Source organism: Herminiimonas sp. CN (assembly GCF_000622895.1).
Lineage (GTDB): Bacteria > Pseudomonadota > Gammaproteobacteria > Burkholderiales > Burkholderiaceae_D > AVCC01.
In genome coordinates, this window is record NZ_AVCC01000052.1 from 1 (window position 1) to 23,314 (window position 23,314).

Below are 23,314 nucleotides of genomic sequence, written 5' to 3' on the forward strand. Positions count from 1 at the left end.
TTTCGTTGCGTTTTTTCTCGCCACCGGAAAAGCCTTCGTTGACCGATCGGTACAGCAATTCCTTGCTCATCTCCATCTGCGCCATTTTCTGCTTGATCAGACTGAGAAATTCGATCGCGTCGAGTTCGGGCAAGCCGCGATGCTTGCGTATATTGTTCAGCGCCGCCTTCAGCAGATAGACATTGCTCACGCCGGGGATCTCAACCGGATACTGGAACGCCAGAAACACGCCTTCCCGCGCCCGTTCCTCGGGCGCCAGCGCCAGCAGATCGCGGCCTTGGTACAGCACTTCGCCGCCGGTGACGGTGAAGTTTTCGCGCCCCGCCAGCACTTGCGCCAGCGTACTCTTGCCGGAGCCGTTCGGCCCCATGATCGCATGCACTTCGCCGGCCTTTACGGTCAGGTCGAGGCCGCGCAGGATAGGCTTGTTTTCGACACTGGCTTGCAGATTTTTGATTTCCAACATGATGGTTTTCCTCACAATTTGTATTAGCCGACACAGCCTTCGAGGCTGACGCTCATCAATTTCTGCGCTTCTACTGCGAATTCCATCGGCAACTCTTTGAACACTTCCTTGCAGAAGCCGTTGACGATCATCGATACCGCGTCTTCCGCCGAAATGCCGCGCTGCTTGCAATAAAAAAGCTGGTCCTCGCCGATGCGCGAGGTGGAGGCTTCATGTTCGACTTGTGCGGTAGGGTTCTTGACCTCGATATACGGGAAGGTGTGCGCACCGCACTTGTCGCCCAGCAGCAGCGAGTCGCACTGGGTGTAGTTGCGCGCGCCTTCGGCCGATTTCAGGATTTTCACCAGCCCGCGATACGCGTTTTGTCCGCGCCCGGCGGAAATCCCCTTGGACACAATGGTGCTGCGGGTATTGCGTCCGATATGGATCATCTTGGAGCCGGTGTCGGCTTGCTGATAGTTATTGGTCAGCGCCACCGAGTAAAACTCGCCAATTGAGTTGTCGCCGCGCAGGATGCAACTCGGATACTTCCAGGTGATGGCGGAGCCGGTCTCGACCTGGGTCCACGAGATATGCGAGTTGGCGCCGCGGCAATCGCCGCGCTTGGTGACGAAGTTGTAGATGCCGCCCTTGCCATCCTTGTCGCCCGGATACCAGTTCTGCACCGTCGAATACTTGATGCGCGCGTTATCCATGGCCACCAGCTCGACTACTGCCGCATGCAGCTGGTTTTCGTCGCGCATCGGCGCGGTGCAGCCTTCCAGATAGCTGACGTAGGCGCCGGCATCGGCAATGATCAGCGTGCGCTCGAACTGGCCGGTGTCCTTGGCATTGATGCGGAAGTAGGTCGATAATTCCATCGGGCAGCGCACTCCGGGCGGGATGTAGCAGAACGAGCCGTCGGAAAATACCGCCGCATTCAGTGCTGCGAAAAAGTTGTCGGTGTAAGGCACCACCGAACCCAGGTATTGCTGCACCAGATCCGGATGCTCGCGCACCGCATCCGAAAAAGAACCAAAAATGATGCCGAGTTCGCCCAGCTTGTCCTTGAAGGTGGTGCCCACCGATACGCTGTCGAACACCGCATCGACTGCGACTCCGGCCAGCATTTCGCGCTCTTTCAGCGGCACGCCCAGTTTTTCGTAAGTCCTGAGCAGTTCCGGATCGACATCGGCTAGGCTCTGCGGCCGGTCTTTCAGGGATTTCGGGGCCGAATAGTAGACGATGTCCTGGTAGTCGATGGCCGGATAGCGGGCCGTCGACCAGCTCGGTTCGGTCAGGGTCAGCCAGTGCCGGAATGCCTTCAGGCGCCATTCGAGCATGAACGGCGGCTCGTTCTTGCGCGCCGAGATCAGGCGAATCGTGTCCTCGGTCAGGCCGCGCGGCACAGTGTCGGTTTCCAGCTCGGTCACGAAACCGTGCCGGTATTCGCTGCTGATCAATGTATCGAGGCTGCTTGCTTCTGTCATGGTTGCTCTCCATTTATCCCGCGATTCATGGCTGGTGCTGTTTGCGGCAGCGGCCTCCGCAGGGCGCTGATATTGACCGTTTCGGCCACCGGCTGGATCATCTGGTCCAGCGTTACCTGATCCAGCGCATCGAGCACGACGCGGTTGACCCGTTGCCAGTTGGCGCGCACCGGACAGCCTGATTCCTGCGAACACAAGCCCGGCGTGATGCTGCATTCGGTCATGCCGATCGGGCCGTCCATCGCATTGATGATGTGCGAAATGGTGATTTCAGTAGGCGGACGGGATAGCAGGTAGCCGCCTTTGGCGCCGCGCAGCGACGTTACCAATCCTTCGCGCGTCAGTATCTTGAGAATCTTGCTGACCGTCGGCACCGGCACCCGAATCACGGCGGCGATTCCTGCCGCGCTTTGTATGCGTTCTGGCTGATGCACCATGGTGGTCAGGATTACAGTGCCGTAATCGGCCATTTTGCTCATTCGTAACATTTTGCATTCCATGAAATTAATGAGTACAAATATAGTCCTGATTAATTCCAAGCGCAAGTCGATTGATGCAATAAGAGGATTGTTTAGCTAAATCGCATCAGAATATTTTCGCTGGGAATTTTCAGCAGGTGCTGCAGATCGACCAGTTGATTCTGATGCAGCAAGGCCAGTTGCCGCAATAGTTCTTCACCTTTGGGGCGCAGAATGACCTCGACGCAGCGGCCATCGTCCCTGCTCGGACGGCGCGTTACCAGCCCCGCTTTTTCGCAGCGCGAAACCAGCGCGACGACGCCGTGATGGTGCGATTGCAGGCGTTCTGCCAACTCGGCGATGGTCGCCCATTCGCGCCCCGGATAGCCCTTGACTTGCAGCAGCAATAAATATTGCAGCGGAGTGATGCCGTGACTTTGCGTGATCTCTTCGCTGAAACGGAGAAATCGCCGCAACTGATATCGGAAATCCGCTAGCAGTTCGTAATCCAGCTTGCTCAGGGTTTCAGTGGAGTGGGAATTAGTCATGCTTTTTGGAAAGAAGGAGGAGGTCAGGGCGATCATAAACGATGCCAGCATTCTGCCCTGAAATTTCAGGGATGATTTTCACTCCAACTGAAGATGAAATTAAATATCACAACGTGATATTATTGTGCCGGACAGATGAAAATATATTTTGTGAAATGCAGTTTCACCTGTACATGAGTAGGGTTTGGGTAATTTTCGCTGGCCGTGGTCCGGATATTTTCGGTGATCTGAGTAGCAGACGGGCATCAAGCAGAAAGCAAAAATAGGGGTTGGACTTTAATTTTTTATTATCATATATTGATATAAAAGTACGGCTTCCTTGATACGCATCATTCAAACTGGGCGGCGCGGTGAAAGTTTTTGTTTGGGGTTTTTCGTGGAAGTGGCAACTTGCCAAGACATTATCGAAGACTGTGTACTACAACCAAGGGGGTACTTGAGATGAGCTTCTTAAACTATACAAAAATGCCATTTTCCTTTAGCGACGGCTGGGACGAAATCGGTACGGTTCATCCTTCGGTGTTCAAGATATTTTTGCTGCTGGTACTACCGTTTTCGCTGGTTCCGCCGGCGATGCTGTTGTACGCGGGTAGCCACCACGCATCGGTATATCTGATGGATGCGCCATTCTCGCGCTGGCAGGAAGTTGCGCTGGTGTTCTTTGTGGCGGAATTGGTTACGGTACCGCTGATGGGTTGGATCATCCGGAATATAGCGTCCGTGCATAAGCTGTCGATTGATTTTAAAGGCGCTTTTCTGCTTGCTGCGATTGTCGGGGTGCCCATGTGGCTTTCCAGCTTGGGACTGGCGATACCTAACCTGTGGGCAATGATTGGCGTTGTCGTACTCGGATTCCTGGGCGCAGTCAGTCTGTTGTATCACGGCACCTACAGCATCCTGAAAATGGATGAACAGATCGAGGCGCAGTCGATGAGCTTTGCCGCATTTTCGGCCGGTGCTATTGCGTGGATATTGCTGTGCGCTTTTGTGGTGTTGCCGTTGATGAATTAATGCGGCTTTGTGAGAAATGTTGCTTTCAGGGTGGTGTTGCTCGCCACCCGTTTTTTTTGACTGTGCCGTCGCGTGGTGCCGATCTAATCCTGACTGTTCCGATCAAATACATCCAAATTGGAAACCAGCAATCCAACTTCGGCGGCAGCATGTCAGAGCAGGGCATCCTGTTTTCGGATGCCGTGTTTCAGGCTGTATTTCCAGCTTCAATTTGACTTTAGCCCTGTTTGTGCTTTGAATGCATCGCCAAAATCAGCATGGCGATAGGGTTTGGTTTTTGATATTTTCTACATCCTTTTTTAAGTCTCATGGACACGATCACAATATTGTTATTTTCTTTCGTTTTGTCCGTAACCGGATTGTTCGTATTCATCTGGTCGTTGCGGAAAAAATTATTTGACGACAATCCGGCTGCTGCCAAGGTGATTTTTTCAGAAGGGGAAATCGGTCAGATTGAAGAGCCCGCAGCAACCTCGGCACAACGTGCCGGCTTGCAAAAAACTGTTGATGGTATGCATCCGCCAGCGGTGGATGCGGCCCAAGCGGTGGTGCTGAAGAAAGAATTGGAAGAGCGGATTCAGGCCGACCGCTCAACCGCTTTCGTTACCTTTGTGTTTTTGTCCTGTGCGGTGGTATGGCTGGTTCTGGCTTCGCTCGCCGGCTTGACCAGTTCCATAAAATTGCATGAACCCGACTGGCTAGTTGCGCAGTCCTGGCTCACTTTCGGCCGTATTCGCACCATTCATCTGAATGCAGTTGCCTATGGCTGGGCGCCTATGTCCGCATTGGGTATCGCAATCTGGATGTTGCCGCGTCTGCTGAAAACCAGGTTGATGGGCGGGCGCTTTGCGCTGCTGGGAGTCACGCTCTGGAATGTCGGCCTGATTGCCGGCCTGGGCTGCATCGCGGTGGGTCTGACGGATGGTCTGGAGTGGCTGGAGATTCCGTGGCAAGTTGACATCCTGCTGGTCATAGGCGGTGCGCTGGTCGGATTGCCGCTGGTATTTACCTTGCAAAACAGGTGCGTCAAGCATCTGTACGTATCGATTTGGTACATGGGGGCGGCATTATTCTGGTTTCCCATCTTGTTTTTTATCGGAAATATTCCCGGTCTGCACTTCGGCGTGGAACAGGCGACCATGAACTGGTGGTTTGGACATAATGTATTGGGATTGTTTTACACCCCGATGGCGCTGGCTTGCGTGTATTACTTCCTGCCGAAAATCATTGGCCGCCCGGTGCAATCGTACAACTTGTCGCTGCTGGGTTTCTGGGCACTGGCATTTTTCTATGGCCAGGTCGGTGGGCATCACCTGATCGGCGGCCCGGTACCTAGCTGGCTGATCACGTTATCAATTGTGCAAAGCGTGATGATGCTGGTGCCGGTAATTTCGTTTTCGGTCAACCAGCATCTGACCATGCGCGGCAATTTCAAAACTCTGATCTATTCGCCGTCGCTGCGCTTTATTGTGCTGGGCGGCATGATGTATACGCTCAGTTCGGTCCAGGGCTCATTTGAGGCGTTGCGTAGCATCAATACTGTTACCCACTTCACGCATTTCACGGTTGCGCACGCGCATCTTGGCCTGTATGGCTTCTTTACTATGGTTATGTTCGGCGCGATTTACTTCGTGATGCCACGCGTGATGTCATGGGAGTGGCCTTATCCGAAGTTGATTGCAGTGCATTTCTGGCTGGTTGTGGTCGGATTCGGCATTTATTTTGTCGGTTTGACGATTGGCGGCTGGCTGCAGGGCATGGCGATGCTGGATGCATCCAAGCCGTTCATGGAATCGGTGCGTGTAACGATTCCGTATTTGGAAAGCCGCTCGGTTGGAGGGGCCATCATGACCTTGGGCCATTTGGTGTTTGCATTCCATTTCGTGACTATGGCGCTACGCCACGGCCCGCAGCGGACCGGTGCCGCCTTGTTTCATAAACCGGCCGTAGCGCCAGCATCAACACTGGCCGGAGTCTGAGCATGGAAAACGAAGTCAAACTCCTGAGCGGCGCGATGATTACGCTGGCCCTGGCTACCACGACGCTGGTGGTGATTCCGTATTTGCAGTTATCGAATCTGAAACCTGCGGCCGGCCTGCATCCATACACAGCGCAACAATTGCGCGGCCGCGATCAATACATCAAAAACGGCTGCGTGTATTGCCATTCGCAACAGCCGCGCGACAAATCCCAGGCGCCCGATGCCCTGCGCGGCTGGGGCCGCGCTTCGGTGGCCGCCGACTATTATTACGACAGTCCGCATCTGCTGGGCACCATGCGTACCGGCCCCGATCTGTTCAATATCGGCGCGCGGCAGCCAAGCGTGGACTGGCAACTTGGACACTTGTACCAGCCGCGCGCCTATACGCCGGGCAGCATCATGCCGTCTTATCCCTTCATGTTCGAGCTCAAGACGAAAGCGGAGCCGGGTGACAAAGTGGTGACTCTACCGCCGGGTTATGCGCCCGTGGGCAAGGTGGTTGTGGCCAGGCCGGAAGCGCTCGATCTGGCGCAATACCTCATAGGAATGGATCATACGTATCCAGCCATACCAGCGCCCGCCGGCAAAAAATAACAGAAAAGGCTGGGCGTAACTGCGACACATGCAGTGATTAAACGAGAATTGGAGTTTTAGAATGACAGATGGCAGCAAGAAAATCGATGCGCAGCAACGGGAGCATTCCGATCCGTATGAAGGCAGCCATCCGGTCCCGAAATTCGTCTTCGCTCTCATTACGCTCACATTTTGCTGGGCGATTTACTATATTGCCAGCTCCAATCTGAGCAATCAGCCTGAGTTGGGCGATCATCGCACCATGGCCGATCTGGCACCGCAGGCTGGCTCCAAGTCTGGCGTTGTCGATGGCGCGCAGATTTTTGCTGCGCAATGCGTTGCCTGTCATCAGGCCGGCGGCACCGGCTTGCCGGGGGTGTTTCCTCCTCTGGCCGGCTCGGAATGGGTAATGGGCAAGGAGTCGACACTGGTGCAAATTTTATTGCACGGCATATCCGGTAGCCTGACGGTCAAGGGTACTGTATACAAAGGTGAAATGCCGGTTTTCAAGGATAAATTGAATGATGCAGAGATCGCGGCAGTATTGACTTATGTGCGCTCCAGTTTCGGCAATGCTGCCGGTAAGGTGGATGCTGCGCTGGTAAAGACCGGGCGAGAAGCCAGCAAGGATCGCAAATTGCCTTGGAGCGGCGATGATGAGCTGGGCAAGCTCAAATAAGTACGCAAGAATAATCGTCAATGCAAGCAGAATGCCAGCAGCTTTGCTGCTGGTTCTCATGCTCGGGGTTACAGCGATTTATCAGATAACAGACGGTTTCCGGGTAGTGACGAGCGAACAGTCACGCCGGCTGTCGATTGCCGGGCGGCCCAGGCCGATTCCGGATGTTACGATCCAGTTTGAAAGCGGTGCTTCTGAATCGCTGGCCCAGGCGCTGCGTTCGGACGGGCGCGCCACTATCGTCAATTTCATCTATACCCATTGCAATGCCGTGTGTTCCGTCATGGGCACCGAATTTCAGCAACTGCAGAAAACCCTTCATGCGAATGGCCTGTCGCAACGGGTGCGGTTGTTAAGCATCAGTTTCGATGCGCGTGATACGCCCGGCCAATTGGCGCGCTATGCGCGCAGCATGCACGCACAGCCCGAGACTTGGCAATTCGCCCGTGTGCCCGATGCCCGTCAGCGTCAAGCGCTACTGCTGGCCTTCGGCATCACTGTGGTTCCCGCTCCGCTGGGCGAATTTGAACACAATGCCGCTTACCATATGGTCACGCGGGACGGATTGTTGTCGCAGATCATTGATTACGGCCAGCCAGACGCCTTGCTGGCACTGGTCGCGCAATCGCCTGGCATGGATCGGAAACGTTAATATGTCGATTCGTTTGTCTTCGAGCGCCCGCGCTTTGCTGGCCGCGTTATTGAGCGTGTTGCTGCTGGCGCTGGCGGCTGGATTCCGGTCGACGCTGGAGCGCTCGATGCCCTTGCACATGCTGTTGCAGATGCCGCTGCTGCTGGGCGCAGGCATCGTATGTGCCTTCGCCGCTTCCTGCGTTATGCGCGACACAAAAAATAGGCGATTACACGGCGTCGCCTGTCTGGCGTCAGGTCACGGCAGGAAATTCGACGAATACGGGATTGTCGGCTTGACGTTCTTATTACTGTTGAGCGCGTACTGGATGATTCCCAAGGCGCTCGACGAAGTTCTGGTGTCGCCCGCCGCAGAGCTGCTTAAATTCACCGCATTCTTCATCGCCGGCCTGATGCTGCCGGGCACTCTGGCGCGCGCCAACCGGGTTACCCAGTTGTTTTTCCTTGGAAATTTTGCCTGGATGATGGCCATCGTCGGCATGCTGTATCAAGACACTTCAGTAAGACTGTGCAACGCTTACTTGCTCGATGATCAGCTTATTGCAGGGCAGGGATTGGTAGCCTTGTCGATCGCAATTCCTGCGCTCTGGTTTATCCGTGTTATCCGAAATGGCATCGATAAGTAGCTGTGTTGCAGCTAGCTGCTGGATAGTCAATGCAGGGTTGCATCCGGCGATGATGGAGGAACATGGCAGCGATTTACAGTGTTACCTTATTCGAACGCGACCAGCATCAGGTCGAATGGATCCTGATGATGCGCGGTTCCGCAGCAAGCGCACGGGCCCGCAACTGCCCGCATCCGCCATCGACATCCTGTCCGGCCGAATCGCGCAGTTTGGTCAGAACCCCGCGCCGGTGCAATGCGGCCGCAATTGCATGCGCACGATCCCATGATGGGCGCTTGAACGGCAGATCGGGAATGGTATTGTAGGGAATCATGTTCAGTACCGCGTGCTTGCCCTTGAGCAGGTCGACGATGCCGCTCATCTCATCTTCACCGTCGTTGATGCCTTCCAGCAAGGTCCATTGGTATTGCACCGGGTAAGCGGTGAGACGGCCGTAGCGTTCGCCCAGTTCCACCAGCTCTCGGGGCGTCAGGCGGGGAGCGCGCGGCAACAGCTTTTCGCGCAAAGCCGGTTTGGTGGTGTGCAACGATAACGCCAGCGCGGGCTTGACCAAGCCTTGCGGCAGGCGCTCGAATACGCGGCGATCGCCGACGGTCGAGAACACCAGATTCTTGTGGCCGATATTGCCCTCGGTACCCAGCAATTCAATCGCTTCCAGCACGTTGTCGAGGTTGTGGGACGGCTCGCCCATTCCCATGAAGACCACTTTCCTGACTGCGCGTTGCGTGCGCGCCAATACAAGCTGGGCAATGATCTCGCCGCTTGTCAGTTGGCGTATCAGGCCGTCGCGGCCGGTCATGCAGAACTGGCAGCTGACAGCGCAGCCGATCTGGCTGGAGACGCACAGGCCATCGCGCGGCAGCAAAACGCTTTCAACAGTCTGGCCATCATGCAGACCAACCAGCAGGCGCACCGATCCATCCTCGGCAGGGTGGCAAGACAGCAGGCGCGCCAGACCCTGCAATTCGGCGTCGAGCGCCGGCAGCGCCTGGCGCAGCGTTTGCGGCAGAAAATCGTTTGGGCGCCGCCGGCCCTGATCGTGCGGTTGGACGCGCACCCAGTCCCGCAATACCCGTTGCTCGTGCAGTGGTTTGGCGCCCAGCGCGCGCAGGCGCTGGCGAATGCGTTCGATGTGCAAGATGGCGCTTATTTCATGCCTGCGACAGCGCCAGATATCCGGCAAGTCCAAGGCCCAGAATGCTCATGAAAAACCCGAATCCTACGATGAAGCCACTGGAATACGACGAAGGAATATCGGCCTGCGGCAGCATGAAAATGAATTTGCGGTGCTGCACGGTGGCGATCAGCACCGCCAGGGCGCCAGTGATGACAAAGAAAATGCCAAGAGTGCCAGAGAGTCCGGAATGCGCGTGCAGCCGGGTGGGGGCCTGCAACGATATCAACTGCAGGAACAGGCCGAACCGGGCGATCACGAAGCCAAGCCCCATGATGGTAAGCCCGGTCCTGATCCACGCCAGAAGCGTGCGTTCAGCGGCAAAGAAAACCCGGGGATCTGACGGTGGCATTGACACAAGGCTCGCCTATTTTGAATTGCGTTGAACTGACGGCAATATTGTACGCATTGATAATGCCGCAAGCAGTATTTTGAATAATGATAACAGGCAAACCTTACCGTTACGCTGACTGGCAAGCCCGTGGTATCGGGGAGCCTGGCGGAATCGTGAAATAGCCGGCAGCGCCGGTGGCGTTCGGCCTGGCTGCCTGAAGAGCGGTATGGGCCAGGCTTCGGTTTTCATTCTTTGGTAGCATAATCGGGGTTTGCAATCGATGCGATGGCTCGTGCTTGCTCTGGCGCAAGGCGCATTGCCGGTATCGATCGGGGCACATTTTGCATGAATATATACAGGTAAGTGTATTTTTAATGTCCGCTTAAAAATATGCAGATACGTTGATGTTTTTTATGATACTCCCTAATATTATGTTTTCTGGATAGTGGATTGTAACGGCTGTGCGGTAACCTGACGGAACTGGAGAAATGATGCATCTGGCGATTCTTTCCGATCTGCACCTGACGGTGGCTGCGATGCCGGTGCCGCAACCTGAGTGCGATCTGCTGATTCTGGCCGGCGATGTGGCGCGCCCGCAGCAGGCTATAGACTGGGCGCGGCAATGGGCGGTGCCGGTGATTTATGTACCCGGCAATCATGAATACTATGGCGGCAGTTTGCGTGGCACCTTGGCGGCATTGCGGCAGCAGGTGGCGGGCAGCAATGTGCATGTCTTGGATATGGATGATATCCGCATCGGCGGCGTGCGTTTTCTGGGCTGCACGCTGTGGACCGATTTCCGTTTGTTTCCGACTGAAGCATTGCGCGCCGCCTCGGTGGACGAGGCTTGCCGGTCGATGCGGGATTTCAGCCGGATCAAACTGGACGATGAAGTCGACACCCTGTTCAGCCCGGCCATGTCGCAGCAGATTTTCGATCGCTCGGTGCGCTGGCTCGATGCAAAATTTGCCGAGCCGTTTGACGGCGTCACCGTGGTGGTGACGCATCATGCGCCGTCGCGCGGCAGCATCAACCCGAAATTCGCCGATTCCTTGCTGAATGCCTGTTTCGTCTCCGATCTGGAGTCGCAGATCGCACGCTGGAATCCGGCCCTATGGGTGCACGGCCACACCCATGACAGCTTCGATTACCCGGTCGCCAATACCCGCGTCGTGTGCAATGCGCGTGGCTACGCGCTCAATGGCATTGCGGAAAATACCGCATTCGACTCCGCGCTGACCGTCAGCATATGAGCTGTTGTTCTGGCGTTGCCTACTCCTATTGCTGCAGCAGGGCGTTGACCTGCTGCAGGTCTTGCTCCGTCAGCGTGCCGGCTGCAGCCTTCAGTTTCAGTCCATTGGTGATGGTGTCGTAGCGCGCCTTTGCCAGATCCCTGCGGGTCGAAAAAAGCTGTTGTTGTGCATTCAGAATGTCGATGTTCACCCGCACCCCGACCTGATAGCCGAGCTTGTTCGAGTCCAGTGCTGACTGGCTTGAAATTTCAGCTGCCTCCAGCGCCTTTACCTGCGCCAGGCCGCTACTGACGCCCAAAAACGATTGCCGCACGTTTTGCATCGCATTGCGACGCACGGTTTCCAGGTCGTTGCGGGCCTGGTCTTCCAGCGCGATCGCTTCACGCACGCGGCTGGTCACGGCAAAGCCGGCGAACAACGGAATGTTCCATTGCACACCAATGGCGTTACTGTTGCTGGCGACGATCGGGTTGCCGAAGGCGCTGCCGGGTTGCTTGGCATGGCTGCGGCTGGCCACCAGATCGACGCTCGGGTAATGGCCGGCACGGTTGCGGGAAATTTCGCGCCGGGCGATTTCCAGCGCAAGTTGCTGCCCGACTACTGCATAATTTTGCTGCTGCGCACTGTCCAGCCACGGTTCGAGCCGGGCCGGCTCGGGCATGCTTAATGTCAAGCCGGGGCGCAGCGTTGCCAGTTCAGCCGGCGGCTTGCCGATAATTTGTTCCAGTGACGCACGTTTGATCGCCAGATCGTTTTGGGCAGCGAATTCCTGCGCCACCGCCAAGTCAAACCGGGCCTGCGCTTCGTGGGTGTCGGTAATGGTCGCGGTGCCAACCTCGAAATTCCGTTTGGCCGAGGCCAGTTGTTCGGTGATGGCGACTTTTTGCGCCTGTATGAAGGTCAGCGAATCTTGTGCGCCCAAAATGTCGAAATAGGCTTGTGCGACTCGCACAATCAAATCCTGCTGTGCCTGGGAAAATTGCGCATCGCTGGCCGCCACCAACAGTTTGCTTTGTTCATACTGTTGCCAGTTGGCCCAGCGCAGCAGCGGCTGCGACAGCGTCAATGCATAGTTGCTGGCAGTGAAATTGCCGCCATTGTCGATTTCGTTTCTTGTATTGCTGCCGGACAAGCCCAACGTGGGCAGCAGTCCGGCGCGTCCCTGCGGCAGCTTTTCCTGTCCGGCTGCATTGGCCGCCCGCGCGCTGGCATATTGCGGGTCATTGAGACGGGCATCGTTGTAGATTTGCTGCAGATCGGCCGCCTGTGCGCCCAGCGCCAGAAAAGCGCCGCTAAGCAGCGCGGCGAGTAGAGTTTTGCGCATTGCGATCCTAGCCGGAGAATCGGGAGCGGGCACTGATACGGCCAGTCGTCCGCCCCCTTTTCTTCAATTGAATATATATAGTATTTTTTAATACGCCATATAATCCTGCGGAAATTGCATGTTTATATGGCATACACTGTGGTGTACGTGCAGCGGCTCCGAGGTTTCAGGATTCCCGCACGCCGAGTTTTTTCAGGAATATCTCGAGCGGGCAAAACTGGGTGAATCCGCTTTGCAGCAGGTTGGCGCCGACAAATACCGTGAACCAGAGGAAGTATTTGCTGACGAACAGCGGACTCTCCGGCACGCCCAGCGCCAATGACAGCAGGATGAAGATCCCGGCGAAAATGCGTACCATACGGTTGGTATTCATGGCAAAACCTCCTCAAAAATGGGCATTAAGAAAACTTCTTGCGGTTGGCCGCGTAATACAGCACCGGAATCACCACCAGCGTGAGCAGGGTGGAGACGAAGATCCCGAAGATCAGCGAGATCGCCAGCCCGTTGAAAATTGGGTCGTCCAGGATGAACAGCGCGCCGATGATCGCCGCCAGTCCGGTCAGCACGATCGGCTTGGCGCGCGCGGCGGTCGCATGGACGGTGGCGTCGACGAACGCAACGCCTTGCGCCACCTGCAGGTTGATGAAATCGACCAGCAGGATAGAGTTGCGCACGATGATCCCGGCCAGCGCGATCATCCCGATCATCGAGGTCGCGGTGTATTGCGCGCCCAGCAGCGCGTGGCCCGGCATCACGCCGATGATGGTCAGCGGAATCGGCGCCATGATGATCAAAGGCGTCAGGTAGGAGCCGAACTGCGCCACCACCAGGATGTACACCAGCACCAGGCCGACTGCATACGCCAGCCCCATGTCGCGGAAGGTTTCATAGGTGATCTGCCACTCGCCGTCCCATTTCAGCGCGAACTGGCGGTACGGGTCGGACGGCTGCCGAATGAAGTACTCGCCCAGCGGCGCGCCCTGCGCGGCGGAAAGATCACCCAGCTTGCCGCGCACCGCGAACATGCCGTACAGCGGGCTGTCGAGCTTGCCGGCCATGTCGCCGATCACGTAGGTCACCGGCAGCAGGTCCTTGTGATAGATGGTTTTCTCGCGCGCGGTTGGCTGCACCTTCACCAGCTCGGACAGCGGCACATTGTCGCCGTTGGCGGATTTCACCGTCATCGCCAGCAGCGTGGCCAGTCGGGCCTGCTTTTCCGGCGGCAGGTTCAGGCGCACCGGTATGCTGTACTTGGATTGGCCGTCGTGCAGCACCGTGATGTCTTCGCCGTCCAGCCCGACCCGCACCGTCTGCACCACGTCGGTGGCGGCGATCCCCAGCAGCGCGGCCTTGCGCTGGTCGACTTGCAGCACGACTTTCGGCGCGTTGTCTTCGATCGAATCGTCGATGCCGATGATGTCGGCGGTCTGGCCGAACGCCTGGCGCACCTGCTTTGCCAGCGCATGGCGGCCGGCCTCGTCGGGACCGTAGATTTCGGCCACCAGCGGCGACAGCACCGGCGGTCCGGGCGGCACTTCGACCACCTTGACCTTGGCGCCATTGCGGGCGGCGATCTGTTCCAGCGGGGCGCGCACCGCGCCGGCGATGTCGTGACTCTTGCGGCTGCGCTGGTGCTTGTCGGTCAGATTGACCTGCAGATCGCCGAGTTCCGGCGATTGCCGCAGATAGTATTGCCTGACCAACCCGTTGAAATTGATCGGTGCAGCAGTGCCGGCATACGCCTGCACATCGGTGACTTCGCTCACCGTGGACAGGTAAGCGCTCATCTGGTGCAGCACTGCTGCCGTGTTTTCGACCGGAGTGCCGGCCGGCAGGTCGACCACGACCTGGAATTCCGACTTGTTATCGAACGGCAGCATCTTCAGCACCACCAGCTGCACTGCCGCCAGGCTGACCGAAATCAGAATCGCCAGCAACACGCCAACCCACAACAGGCGGCGGTTGCGCCCGGCTTTTTTCGCTGCCAGAAACGGCAGCAGCAACGCGCCAAACCAGCGCTGCAGCTTGCTGTCGGCGGCGGACCCATGCGCGGCTGCGGCGACATGCTTGCCGGACAGCCGGTGCGCCAGCCAGGGCGTGACGGTAAAGGCAATCGCCAGCGAGATCACCATGCCCATGCTGGCATTGATCGGGATCGGGCTCATGTAAGGCCCCATCAGGCCGGTCACGAAGGCCATCGGCAGCAACGCGGCGATCACGGTGAAGGTGGCGAGGATGGTCGGCCCGCCAACCTCATCGACGGCCAGCGGAATGATGTCAAGCAAGGGCTGGTCCGGATGCAGTTCGCGGTGCCGGTGGATATTCTCGACCACCACGATCGCATCGTCGACCAGAATCCCGATCGAAAAAATCAGTGCGAACAGCGAAACCCGATTCAGGGTGAAACCCCAGGCCCAGGAGGCGAACAGGGTGGCGGCCAGGGTCAGGATGACGGCGATGCCGACGATTGCCGCTTCGCGGCGGCCGAGCAGGAAGAACACCAGCACCACTACCGCAGTGGTGGCAAAAATCAGCTTCTGGATCAGCTTCATCGCCTTGTCGTTGGCGGTTTCGCCGTAGTTGCGCGTGACATTGACCTCGACCCCGGCCGGGATCACGGTATTGCGCAGCTCAGCCACACGCTGGGTCAGCTGCTGTGCTACCTGCACCGCGTTTTCACCCGGTTTCTTGGTGATCGTGATGGTCACTGCCGGGAATTCGCTGCCCGTCTTCAGCCCGTCGGTTGCTGCTGCCTTGCCGACCCCGAACCAGACGTATTTCGACGGTTGCGCCGGCCCATCGACAACCCGCGCCACATCCGACAGCGTGACCGGATTGCCGGCGCTGACGCCGACGATCAATTCGCCGATCTCTTTGGCATTGGCCAGAAAATTGCCGGTCTGCACTTCCAGCGTCGCATTGTCGGCGATCAGCTGACCGGCCGGCAATGTGACATTCACGCCCAGCAGCGCCTGCCGGATATCGCCCACGGCCAGATGGTAGGCATTCAGTTTGTCGATGTCGAGCAGCACCCGCACCAGACGGCCGGGGCCGCCGATGGTGCCGACTTCGCGCGTGCCCGGCACCCGTTTCAGCTCGATCTCCATCGCGTGCGCGACCCGCTCCAGCTCATACGCGCCGCGCTCGAGATCCTTGGTCCAGAGCGTCAGCGACAGCACCGGAACATCGTCGATGCCTTTCGGCTTGACCAGCGGTTCGCCGACATTGAGCTCGCGCGGCAGCCAGTCGCGATTCGAGTGGATGGTGTCATACAGCCGCACCAGCGCTTCGGTGCGTGGGACGCCGACCTTGAACTGGACGGTGACGATCGCCATGCCGGGCTTGGAGACCGAGAACACATGATCGAGGCCCTGAATTTGCGAAATCACCTGCTCGGCCGGGGTCGCCACCAGGGTTTCGACGTCTTTGGCTGAAGCACCGGGGAACGGGATCAGCACATTGGCCATCGTCACATTGATTTGCGGCTCCTCTTCGCGCGGCGTGACCAGAACCGCGAACAGGCCGAGCAGTATCGCCACCAGCGCAATGAGCGGCGTCAGTTGCGAATGCAGGAAGAATTTCGAAAGACGGCCGGCAATACCCATATGCTTATTTGTCCTTGAGTTTCATGATGCCCAGCGCCTTCAATACGTATTTTTCGTAAATCGGCTCGGAACCGCCTTTTTTCATCTTGCGGATAAAGTATTTTTCAAAGGCGACTTTGGCCAGATGCACCCATTTTCCTTCCGCGAACCAGTTGACGTTGCGCGGCGGAATCTGCGGCATCGCCACGAAAGCAATGCCGCTGTCGCCGAAGTCGGCCAGGCAGACTGCATTCCAGGTGGCTTTGGCGGTCGGCACCCGTCCGGCCAGCGCGGACTGGATGTTGTGGGCGGTGGCTGTGACCATCGACTCGATCATGTAGCCGGTCTTCGGCGTGCCGGTCGGCACCGGCGTGGCTTCCACCGGCGGGATCGCCACGCACACGCCGACCGCGTAAATATTGGTGTATTTGGGGTTGCGCTGATAGGCATCGATCAGGATGAAACCGCGTGGATTGGTCAAGCCTTCGATGCCGAACACCGCATCGATGCCTTTAAACGCGGGCAGCATCATCGAGTAAGAGAAGGGCAGCACATGTTCTTTTTTGACCGCGCCGTTTTCGTCATGCTCGGCTACCAGCATTTTGCCGTCTTCCACCCGCGTGACCTTGGCGTTGCAGATCCACTTGATGCTGCGATTGCGCATCGCCGACTCCAGCATGCCTTTTGAATCGCCGACGCCGCCCAGACCAAGGTGGCCGATATACGGCTCCGAAGTGACGAACGTCATCGGCACCTGGTCGCGGATTTTGCGCCGGCGCAGATCGGTTTCCATCACGAACGCATATTCGTAAGCAGGGCCGAAGCAGGATGCGCCTTGTACTGCGCCGACCACGATCGGGCCGGGCGCTTCGACAAATTTATTCCAGACCGCCGCTGCCGCGCTGGCATGGTCGGTTTTGCATATCGACTGGGTAAAGCCGTCCGGCCCCAGCCCCTCGACCTCGTCAAAGGCCAGTTTGGGGCCGGTGGCAATCACCAGATAATCGTAATCCAGCATTTCCCCATCGCCCAGTTCGACCTGATTCTTGTCGGGATGCAGCCGTTTGGCGCCGCGTCCGTCAAACCCGATGCCGTGCTGCCGCAGGCAGGATTCAACTTCGAATTCGATTTCCTCCGGTTTGCGCCAGCTGACTGCCAGCCAGGGGTTGGACGGGACGAACTGGAAGGTATTGGTATTCGATACCACGGTAATGCGGTCGCCGGAACCGAGCAGCGGCTGCATCTCATACGCCATCGGCATGCCACCCAAACCTGCACCTAAAATAACGATGTGAGCCATTTTTGTCTCCAGCTAGTTAACGTTTCAGGGGTAAAAGCATGTCAATACGTTTTTTATCGCGTTGCTGCGTCCGTTGCAGAAATCAGGCCAGCGCGGACCGGGTCCCGCGCTACGCGCTCGCCCGCCCGCACGCCGGCCAATACTTCGATAAAGCCGTTGGCAGATACTTCGCCTACGCGAATCTGGCGCAATTGCGGCTGGCCCTTGCCGCTATCCAGCACATAGACGGCCGTCACCTCGCTGCGGCGCAGCACGGCCTGCTCGGGCACGACCAGTTTGCGCGCCATGCCGGTGACAAAATAGGCGCGCGCAAATTGTCCCGGCAGCAATCCAGCCACCTCGCCCAGATCGAGTCGCAGCCTGGCGGTATGGGTGCGACTATCGGCCAGCGGAATCAGGGTGATTTGCCTGGCGTTGATGGATTTTTTCAAGGCAGGGAACTCGACTCTGGCGGGTTGCTGCAACTGGATCGCGGACAGGCTCGATTGCGATAGGGTTGCGGTTACGCGCATGGCCGATGGGTCGAACAGCGTCAGCAGCGGCAGGCCCGGCGTGGCCATGTCGCCCACTTCAACCGGCGTGGCGGCGATCACGCCGTCATATGGCGCGCTGATGATGGTGAATGTTTTGGCGGTGGACGCCTGGCCGGCGCCGGCCTGCAGCGCCGCAACGCGGGCTTGCGCCGCGGTATAGTCAGCCTGGGCCTGATCCAGCCCGGCCTGGCTGATGAATTTCTGGGAAAACAGTTTTTTGCTGCGCTCAAAGCTGTGCAGCGCATTATTCAGATTGGCCTGTGCTTCGGCGACCTGGCTCTGGCTGCCGGACAGCGCCTGCTCGGCGGCGCGCGGGTCGATGCGCACCAGTATCTGTCCGGCCTTGACGCGATCGCCGACCTTGACCCGGAGCTCGACAATCTGGCCGGGAATCTGGGCCGCCAGCGTCGACTGCCGCACTGCTTCGGCCACGCCCTCGGCGCTGATTGCCTGCGGCACCTCACGATAGGCGACAAGGTCGGACGCTGCAGGGGCAACAGCCGGCGCAATCGGTGCTGCGGCCGGTTGCGCCGAGACAGCGGCAGCACCGAGTACAAAAGACGCGGCCAGCAAATGCGTTGCTGCAAGCGCACTCCAGCGCAAGATCGCAGACGCGAGCGGTTCGGGCAGGAGTTGCGTGCAGCGTTTCATCATCAGTCCTTGCGTAGTTTGCAGGTGCGGATGCCAAATGGCAGATAAGCCGGGCACCAGCCAATGAAGCCGGTCAGCAATGGAACGAAACCGATCAACGCCCACCAGCGCGTGTTTTCGCCCAGTACAAAGAACAAGCTCAAGACGACCAGCCCGGCGATGATGCGGACGCTGCGATCGATTCCACCGACATTTTGATTCATTACAGACTCCCGGTTGTTGTAAAAATAGTGAGACTTGCCAGACCGCTACCATGCGTCGCATTGCTATGTTGAAATATATACCCCACTGCTATTTTTAGATAACGTTTACTTTTCGCATGGAAACAGGGCGGTAAATAAAAATACATGACCTGGTATGTTCAATTTCCGGTCATGGTGAGCCACTGTCGCCAGTCGGGCAATACAGTCCGTACAGTGTGTTGAGCAAAGACAATGCGTGCCCCTCGTCTAGTCGGTAAAAAATCTTTTTGCCCTCGCGCCGCGTCGAGACGATGCCCTCATTGCGCAACACGCTTAATTGCTGCGATAAGGTTGGCTGGCGGATTCCAAGCAATTCTTCAAGTTCGCTGACGCACGCCTCGCCTTGTGTCAGCTGACATAGCAGCAGCAGACGATCTTCATTGGCCAGCACCCGCAGCATCGCCGTCGCTTGCCCTGCGGCTTCACGTATTTGCGCAATGTTCAGTGTGGTTTTGTCCATGAAATTCTTCGACTTGGTTCCTGAATTAATTATATTTTATATTAATACATATTATTAAAAACTATATATAAATTTGTATATTTTAAAATTAAAAATCCCTGCCTTCACCGATTTCTTCGTAGGTCTTGCCATCGCGGATGTGATACAGCCGTTTGAACGTCGGAATGATTTTTTCGTCGTGCGTGACCACCACGATGGCGGCCTGATACTGCTGTGCCATCTGATTCAGGATGCGCATGACACTGAGTGCGCGTTCGCTATCGAGCGGTGCGGTCGGCTCATCGGCCAGAATCACCGGCGGCCGGTTGGCCAGCGCCCTGGCGATCGCCACGCGCTGCTGCTCGCCGCCGGAAAGTTCGGATGGATTGGCTTTGGCGCGGTGCGCAACATCCAGCGCTTGCAGCAGTTCCAGTGCTCTGGCGCGCGCGGCGGCGTTGGGCTTGCCGGCCAGCATTGGCAACAAGGCCACGTTGTCGGTGACATCCAGAAACGGAATCAGGTACGGCGCCTGAAATACAAAGCCGATGCTGTCGCGCCGCAGCGCGCGCAAATCCTTGATCAGCCATCGATCCTGGTCGAAGATCAATTTTCCGTTGAGCGACATGGCGCCGCCAGTCGGCTCGATTACGGCACCCAAACATTTGAGCAGCGTGCTCTTGCCCGACCCGCTGGGGCCGATCAAACCGACCACTTCGCCCGGATGCACGGTCATGTCGACGCCCTTGAGCGCCTCAACTGCGGCATCGCCCTCGCCATAGCGTTTGCACAAGCCGCGCAACTCGATTGCCGGAGTATGCATTTCAGCCTTCAATTTCATCCTCCGATGGCGGTTGCCGGATCAACCTTGAGCGCGGCGCGAATCGCCATGATGCTGGCCAGCGCGCACACCGCCATCACGGCCAAAAAGCCCAGAATGGCGTCCGAGTTCAACAGCAGCACATACTTGGGAAAATAGGGCGCCCACAGGGTGGCCGTGATCTTGCCGATGACAAAACCGATCACGCCCAATCCCAGCGACTCCTGCAAAATCATGCCGGCGATGGTGAGATTGGTGGTGCCGATCAGCTTGAGTACAGCGAGCTCCCGAATCTTGCCCAACGTCATGGTGTAAATGATGAAAGACACAATGGCCGCACTGACCACGGCCAGGATGATAAGGAACAAGCCGATCTGCTTGGCGGAAGTGGCGATCAGCTTGGCTACCAGAATTTCTTCCATTTGCGGCAGGGTATAGGCCTGCAGATGTTTCCAGCGCCGGATGTCGGCTGCAACTTCAGCCGAGTTCGCGCCGTTTCCAACCCGCACCAGAATCGCATTGACGCTGTGGCTGGTGGTCTGCAAGGACTGGACGGCGCCGAGCACGTCCGCTGCACCGGGGCGATTGAAGGCCGGATTGGCGGCGCTGCGCGCACGTTCGTTCAGGATGGCATCGTTATCCTTCTGGAATTGTGCTTCCTGCGCATCTTTCAGCGGGATGAATACCATCGGATCGCCGCCTGACGAAACCATACGCCGGGTCAGCCCGACCACCGTATATTCGTGCCGTCGAATCTTGATGCGGTCGCCGAGCTGGAAACCGGTTTTAACATCGGCAATCGCTTCATAGTGGCTGCGTGCAATATGCCGGCCCTGGCTGAGATACGGCGGTTGCCCCGGCTGGTCGGGCTCGAAGCCGACCGCCATCACCCGCACATCGTGTCCCTCCTGCTGTACCTGCATGGTCAGGTAAGTGACGTTGGCAGCCTGGGCCACGTTGGCCAGGCCCATAATGGTGCGATAGGCATCATCGCGTACGCTGGATGGTTCGGCATACGGACCCAGCGTATCTTTTTGCACTACCCAGATATCGGCCCCGCTGTTTTTCAGTAGCGCCTGCGCATCGTCCACCATGCCGCGGTAGATTCCAGCCATCGAGAGCGTCACGCCGATCAGCAGGCCCAGTCCGATCCCGGTATACACGTACTTGGCCCACGAGTGCAGAATGTCGCGGCCGGCCAGGCTAATCATTTATTGCCTTTTGCCAGCGAGTCGACGATGCGGACCGTATCGCCTTCGTGTAATTCGCGTTCGCTATGAACGATTACCCGATCGCCCTTGGCCAGCCCCGACAACACCTGCACCCTGCCGTCCAGCGCACGGGCGCCAGTACGGATGGGCTGGAACCTGAGCTTCCCTTCGCGCAGTTGCCAGACGCCATCCCTGGTGTCGATGGTGTGCAATGCAGCGTTCGGGATCGTCAACGCGCGGGCCGTGACAGGGAACGCAATCGTGATTTCGGCCAGTTCGCCCAGCGTGATTGCCGTCGGAATTTGGTCGAAAGTAACGCTGACCAAGCGCTCCTCGGTCACGCTGTCGCTATTGAGTTCGATGCGTGCAATTTTTCCGCTGAAGGCGTTGTGCGGATACGAGCGCAGCAGCGCGCTGGCAGGCAAGCCGGTTTTCAATCCGCCGGAGCGCGCCTGGTCGATCCGGGCTTTAATCCAGATGCTGGCGGGATCCATCATGCGCAACACGCTTTGGCCAGCCACCAGTGTGGTGCCCGGTTCGGCGTCGCGGGCGGTGACGATGCCGGCCACCGGTGCGCGCAGCAAGAGATTGCTGCGCTGCTTGCCGATGGCTGCCTGCTCGGCCGCGAGACGACCTAGTTCCTGTCTGGCACCATCCTGCGCAGCGTGTGCTGCAAGGAGCCCCGCTTGTGCCGATACCGCCTCCTGTTGCTTGGCTTCGACCGCAGATGAGCTCAGGAACGCCTGCTTGCCCAATTCTGCATAACGTTCGGCGTTGCTAGCCGCAACCTTGTGGCGTGCTTCGGTGTCGCGTACCTGCGCCGCGGCTGCCTGGACCGCGTAGCGCGCTCTTTGCAGCGCAGACTGGGCGGCCGTGGCGCGCTCATTCAGATCGACCGGGTCCATTTCGGCCATCAACTGACCGGCTTGCACCGTATCACCTACATCCACCAGCACCCGCCTGACTCGGCTGGCAGCGGTGGGGCCAATGGCATAACTGCGTTGGGCCTCGACGATGCCGATGCCAAAGATCGAAGATTGCAAATCGGCGATTTCTGCGGTAGCAGCGGTTACCCGGTTGGGTGCCATGGGGCCGTGCTGAAAGATCAGCCAGCCGATGCCGGCCACGATCATGATGGCCAGGCCGGGCAGTGCAAATTTTTTTCGATGGAAATGAGCGAGTCATTGCTTATCTTCTTTCTACGCCGCTTAAAAGTACTTCCAACACACCTTCGGACAATTGTTGCAGATCGGCTGTCGCACCGGCTGCCATGGCTTGCATCGCGAGTCCCTGGATTGCGCCCAGAAAGAGTGTGCTGGCGGATTCGAGTTGCAGTGCAGTGTCGATCTGTCCTTGCTGCTGCGCTGTCTGCAGCAAGGTCATTACGATTTTCTTGTGGCTGCGCAAAATTTCCCGCACCTGCTGTTTGAGCGGCGAGTCCCCCGGTTGTTGCAATTCATGGAAAATGATGCGAGGAACCCCCGGCTGATCCTTGATGAATTGCACATGCGCCGCGAAAGCCGCGCGCAAGGCAGCGAGCGGGTCGGCCACTGACTGGGCGGCGTCTTCGATGCGACTCAACAAGCTGCGTCGCACCCAGTCCAGCACCGAGAGCCAGATCGCTTCCTTGGTTGGAAAGTGCCGAAATACCGCTCCCTGAGTCAGGCCGATAGCCTTGGCGATCGCCATGGTGGTGATGTCGGCCGGACTCTGCTGCGCTGTAAGCGTCAATACAATCTGGATAATGTCGGCCTGGCGCGCCCCGGACGAAAGTCGGGATTTCTGGCGTTCTGGAATCGGCATTTTCATCTTTAAGTAAGTAATTGATTACTATCTTAATGTGAAGGAGAGTAAGATTCAAGCAGTTTTAATTCATTTTTAATTCATGTTCGCGGCGCAATGCGTCCGTGTGCTGCCGGTAATTTTTTGGGTAAAAGGAGAGGGAAAATAGGCTGAAACAGTAAGCATTACCATCACGCAGAAAGAACAA

Annotated in this window: 25 protein-coding genes; 8 read left to right on the forward strand and 17 right to left on the reverse strand. The window is 57.6% G+C overall.

Features of this window, described 5'->3' with window-relative positions; genetic code table 11:
- The 4 genes from HMCN_RS0111565 to HMCN_RS0111580 all read right to left on the reverse strand — a co-directional run.
- Positions 1-466, reverse strand: a 466-nt coding sequence (locus tag HMCN_RS0111565; RefSeq protein WP_025917546.1) for an ABC transporter ATP-binding protein, incomplete at its 3' end; no start/stop codon positions are given.
- A gap of 23 nt (positions 467-489) precedes the next feature.
- Positions 490-1,935: a Fe-S cluster assembly protein SufB gene (gene sufB, locus HMCN_RS0111570; RefSeq protein ID WP_025917547.1), complete on the reverse strand. Its 1,446-nt coding sequence runs from the start codon at positions 1,933-1,935 to the stop codon at positions 490-492.
- Positions 1,932-2,423, reverse strand: coding sequence for an SUF system Fe-S cluster assembly regulator (locus HMCN_RS0111575; RefSeq protein WP_025917548.1), 492 nt, complete (start codon positions 2,421-2,423; stop codon positions 1,932-1,934). Before HMCN_RS0111575 ends, sufB begins: the two co-directional genes overlap by 4 nt.
- 83 nt (positions 2,424-2,506) lie before the next feature.
- Positions 2,507-2,941, reverse strand: coding sequence for a MarR family winged helix-turn-helix transcriptional regulator (locus HMCN_RS0111580; RefSeq protein WP_025917549.1), 435 nt, complete (start codon positions 2,939-2,941; stop codon positions 2,507-2,509).
- A 465-nt stretch (positions 2,942-3,406) separates the two neighbouring features.
- Between HMCN_RS0111580 and HMCN_RS0111585 the strand changes: the two genes are divergently transcribed.
- The 7 genes from HMCN_RS0111585 to HMCN_RS0111615 all read left to right on the forward strand — a co-directional run bounded on the left by HMCN_RS0111585 (position 3,407) and on the right by HMCN_RS0111615 (position 8,462).
- A complete protein-coding gene (locus tag HMCN_RS0111585; protein WP_051566933.1) occupies positions 3,407-3,952 on the forward strand; it encodes a YIP1 family protein in 546 nt (181 codons plus the stop codon).
- On the forward strand, positions 3,907-4,167 hold the full coding sequence (locus HMCN_RS17670) for a hypothetical protein (RefSeq protein WP_155837545.1): 261 nt from the start codon (positions 3,907-3,909) through the stop codon (positions 4,165-4,167). Before HMCN_RS0111585 ends, HMCN_RS17670 begins: the two co-directional genes overlap by 46 nt.
- Positions 4,168-4,260: 93 nt before the next feature.
- Positions 4,261-5,931: a cbb3-type cytochrome c oxidase subunit I gene (locus tag HMCN_RS0111595; protein ID WP_025917551.1), complete on the forward strand. Its 1,671-nt coding sequence runs from the start codon at positions 4,261-4,263 to the stop codon at positions 5,929-5,931.
- A 2-nt stretch (positions 5,932-5,933) separates the two neighbouring features.
- Positions 5,934-6,527, forward strand: coding sequence for a cbb3-type cytochrome c oxidase subunit II (locus HMCN_RS0111600; RefSeq protein WP_025917552.1), 594 nt, complete (start codon positions 5,934-5,936; stop codon positions 6,525-6,527).
- Between the two features lie 61 nt (positions 6,528-6,588).
- Positions 6,589-7,185, forward strand: coding sequence for a cytochrome c (locus tag HMCN_RS0111605; protein ID WP_025917553.1), 597 nt, complete (start codon positions 6,589-6,591; stop codon positions 7,183-7,185).
- 31 nt (positions 7,186-7,216) lie between these two features.
- A complete protein-coding gene (locus HMCN_RS0111610; protein ID WP_025917554.1) occupies positions 7,217-7,837 on the forward strand; it encodes an SCO family protein in 621 nt (206 codons plus the stop codon).
- 55 nt (positions 7,838-7,892) lie between these two features.
- On the forward strand, positions 7,893-8,462 hold the full coding sequence (locus HMCN_RS0111615) for a hypothetical protein (RefSeq protein WP_238552130.1): 570 nt from the start codon (positions 7,893-7,895) through the stop codon (positions 8,460-8,462).
- A 106-nt stretch (positions 8,463-8,568) separates the two neighbouring features.
- Here the strand turns inward: HMCN_RS0111615 and HMCN_RS0111620 are convergent, their stop codons facing one another.
- Positions 8,569-9,600: an RNA methyltransferase gene (locus HMCN_RS0111620; RefSeq protein ID WP_025917556.1), complete on the reverse strand. Its 1,032-nt coding sequence runs from the start codon at positions 9,598-9,600 to the stop codon at positions 8,569-8,571.
- A gap of 13 nt (positions 9,601-9,613) precedes the next feature.
- On the reverse strand, positions 9,614-9,988 hold the full coding sequence (locus tag HMCN_RS20120) for a DUF202 domain-containing protein (protein WP_035626826.1): 375 nt from the start codon (positions 9,986-9,988) through the stop codon (positions 9,614-9,616).
- A 473-nt stretch (positions 9,989-10,461) separates the two neighbouring features.
- Here HMCN_RS20120 and HMCN_RS0111630 point away from each other — a divergent pair, with 473 nt between their 5' ends.
- Entirely contained in the window at positions 10,462-11,223 is a 762-nt protein-coding gene (locus HMCN_RS0111630; RefSeq protein ID WP_025917558.1) for a metallophosphoesterase, read from the forward strand.
- A gap of 25 nt (positions 11,224-11,248) precedes the next feature.
- On the opposite strand, the gene HMCN_RS0111635 is transcribed toward HMCN_RS0111630, so the two are convergent.
- The 11 genes from HMCN_RS0111635 to HMCN_RS0111685 form a co-directional block, all read right to left on the reverse strand.
- Positions 11,249-12,547 (reverse strand): TolC family outer membrane protein, encoded by a 1,299-nt coding sequence (locus HMCN_RS0111635; RefSeq protein WP_025917559.1) that lies wholly within the window; start codon positions 12,545-12,547, stop codon positions 11,249-11,251.
- A gap of 166 nt (positions 12,548-12,713) precedes the next feature.
- The gene (locus tag HMCN_RS0111640; protein WP_025917560.1) at positions 12,714-12,920 is read right to left on the reverse strand and encodes a DUF2892 domain-containing protein; all 207 of its coding nucleotides are present in this window, start codon (positions 12,918-12,920) and stop codon (positions 12,714-12,716) included.
- 25 nt (positions 12,921-12,945) lie between these two features.
- Complete coding sequence (locus HMCN_RS0111645) at positions 12,946-16,152, reverse strand: efflux RND transporter permease subunit (protein ID WP_025917561.1); 3,207 nt, start codon at positions 16,150-16,152, stop codon at positions 12,946-12,948.
- Between the two features lie 4 nt (positions 16,153-16,156).
- Positions 16,157-17,431 carry an NAD(P)/FAD-dependent oxidoreductase gene (locus tag HMCN_RS0111650; protein ID WP_025917562.1) on the reverse strand — a complete coding sequence of 425 codons (1,275 nt, stop codon included), beginning with the start codon at positions 17,429-17,431 and terminating at the stop codon, positions 16,157-16,159.
- 53 nt (positions 17,432-17,484) lie between these two features.
- Positions 17,485-18,615, reverse strand: a complete 1,131-nt coding sequence (locus tag HMCN_RS0111655) for an efflux RND transporter periplasmic adaptor subunit (RefSeq protein ID WP_081801494.1) — start codon at positions 18,613-18,615, stop codon at positions 17,485-17,487.
- A gap of 2 nt (positions 18,616-18,617) precedes the next feature.
- Positions 18,618-18,818, reverse strand: coding sequence for a DUF2892 domain-containing protein (locus tag HMCN_RS0111660; RefSeq protein ID WP_025917564.1), 201 nt, complete (start codon positions 18,816-18,818; stop codon positions 18,618-18,620).
- A gap of 169 nt (positions 18,819-18,987) precedes the next feature.
- Positions 18,988-19,317, reverse strand: coding sequence for a metalloregulator ArsR/SmtB family transcription factor (locus HMCN_RS0111665; protein WP_025917565.1), 330 nt, complete (start codon positions 19,315-19,317; stop codon positions 18,988-18,990).
- An 88-nt stretch (positions 19,318-19,405) separates the two neighbouring features.
- Positions 19,406-20,116, reverse strand: coding sequence for an ABC transporter ATP-binding protein (locus HMCN_RS0111670; RefSeq protein WP_025917566.1), 711 nt, complete (start codon positions 20,114-20,116; stop codon positions 19,406-19,408).
- Between the two features lie 14 nt (positions 20,117-20,130).
- A complete protein-coding gene (locus tag HMCN_RS0111675; protein WP_025917567.1) occupies positions 20,131-21,324 on the reverse strand; it encodes an ABC transporter permease in 1,194 nt (397 codons plus the stop codon).
- A complete protein-coding gene (locus HMCN_RS0111680; protein ID WP_025917568.1) occupies positions 21,321-22,457 on the reverse strand; it encodes an efflux RND transporter periplasmic adaptor subunit in 1,137 nt (378 codons plus the stop codon). Before HMCN_RS0111680 ends, HMCN_RS0111675 begins: the two co-directional genes overlap by 4 nt.
- 55 nt (positions 22,458-22,512) lie before the next feature.
- On the reverse strand, positions 22,513-23,127 hold the full coding sequence (locus tag HMCN_RS0111685; RefSeq protein ID WP_035626832.1) for a TetR/AcrR family transcriptional regulator: 615 nt from the start codon (positions 23,125-23,127) through the stop codon (positions 22,513-22,515).
- Positions 23,128-23,314 lie beyond the last annotated feature (187 nt).

Coding starts and splice junctions, on each gene's coding strand:
- sufB (WP_025917547.1), bottom strand. CDS start 1,935: ATGACAGAAGCAAGCAGCCTCGATACATTGATCAGCAGCGAATACCGG.
- HMCN_RS0111575 (WP_025917548.1), bottom strand. CDS start 2,423: ATGTTACGAATGAGCAAAATGGCCGATTACGGCACTGTAATCCTGACC.
- HMCN_RS0111580 (WP_025917549.1), bottom strand. CDS start 2,941: ATGACTAATTCCCACTCCACTGAAACCCTGAGCAAGCTGGATTACGAA.
- HMCN_RS0111585 (WP_051566933.1), top strand. CDS start 3,407: ATGCCATTTTCCTTTAGCGACGGCTGGGACGAAATCGGTACGGTTCAT.
- HMCN_RS0111595 (WP_025917551.1), top strand. CDS start 4,261: ATGGACACGATCACAATATTGTTATTTTCTTTCGTTTTGTCCGTAACC.
- HMCN_RS0111600 (WP_025917552.1), top strand. CDS start 5,934: ATGGAAAACGAAGTCAAACTCCTGAGCGGCGCGATGATTACGCTGGCC.
- HMCN_RS0111605 (WP_025917553.1), top strand. CDS start 6,589: ATGACAGATGGCAGCAAGAAAATCGATGCGCAGCAACGGGAGCATTCC.
- HMCN_RS0111610 (WP_025917554.1), top strand. CDS start 7,217: ATGCCAGCAGCTTTGCTGCTGGTTCTCATGCTCGGGGTTACAGCGATT.
- HMCN_RS20120 (WP_035626826.1), bottom strand. CDS start 9,988: ATGCCACCGTCAGATCCCCGGGTTTTCTTTGCCGCTGAACGCACGCTT.
- HMCN_RS0111630 (WP_025917558.1), top strand. CDS start 10,462: ATGCATCTGGCGATTCTTTCCGATCTGCACCTGACGGTGGCTGCGATG.
- HMCN_RS0111635 (WP_025917559.1), bottom strand. CDS start 12,547: ATGCGCAAAACTCTACTCGCCGCGCTGCTTAGCGGCGCTTTTCTGGCG.
- HMCN_RS0111640 (WP_025917560.1), bottom strand. CDS start 12,920: ATGAATACCAACCGTATGGTACGCATTTTCGCCGGGATCTTCATCCTG.
- HMCN_RS0111645 (WP_025917561.1), bottom strand. CDS start 16,152: ATGGGTATTGCCGGCCGTCTTTCGAAATTCTTCCTGCATTCGCAACTG.
- HMCN_RS0111650 (WP_025917562.1), bottom strand. CDS start 17,431: ATGGCTCACATCGTTATTTTAGGTGCAGGTTTGGGTGGCATGCCGATG.
- HMCN_RS0111655 (WP_081801494.1), bottom strand. CDS start 18,615: ATGAAACGCTGCACGCAACTCCTGCCCGAACCGCTCGCGTCTGCGATC.
- HMCN_RS0111660 (WP_025917564.1), bottom strand. CDS start 18,818: ATGAATCAAAATGTCGGTGGAATCGATCGCAGCGTCCGCATCATCGCC.
- HMCN_RS0111665 (WP_025917565.1), bottom strand. CDS start 19,317: ATGGACAAAACCACACTGAACATTGCGCAAATACGTGAAGCCGCAGGG.
- HMCN_RS0111670 (WP_025917566.1), bottom strand. CDS start 20,116: ATGCATACTCCGGCAATCGAGTTGCGCGGCTTGTGCAAACGCTATGGC.
- HMCN_RS0111675 (WP_025917567.1), bottom strand. CDS start 21,324: ATGATTAGCCTGGCCGGCCGCGACATTCTGCACTCGTGGGCCAAGTAC.
- HMCN_RS0111680 (WP_025917568.1), bottom strand. CDS start 22,457: ATGATCGTGGCCGGCATCGGCTGGCTGATCTTTCAGCACGGCCCCATG.
- HMCN_RS0111685 (WP_035626832.1), bottom strand. CDS start 23,127: ATGCCGATTCCAGAACGCCAGAAATCCCGACTTTCGTCCGGGGCGCGC.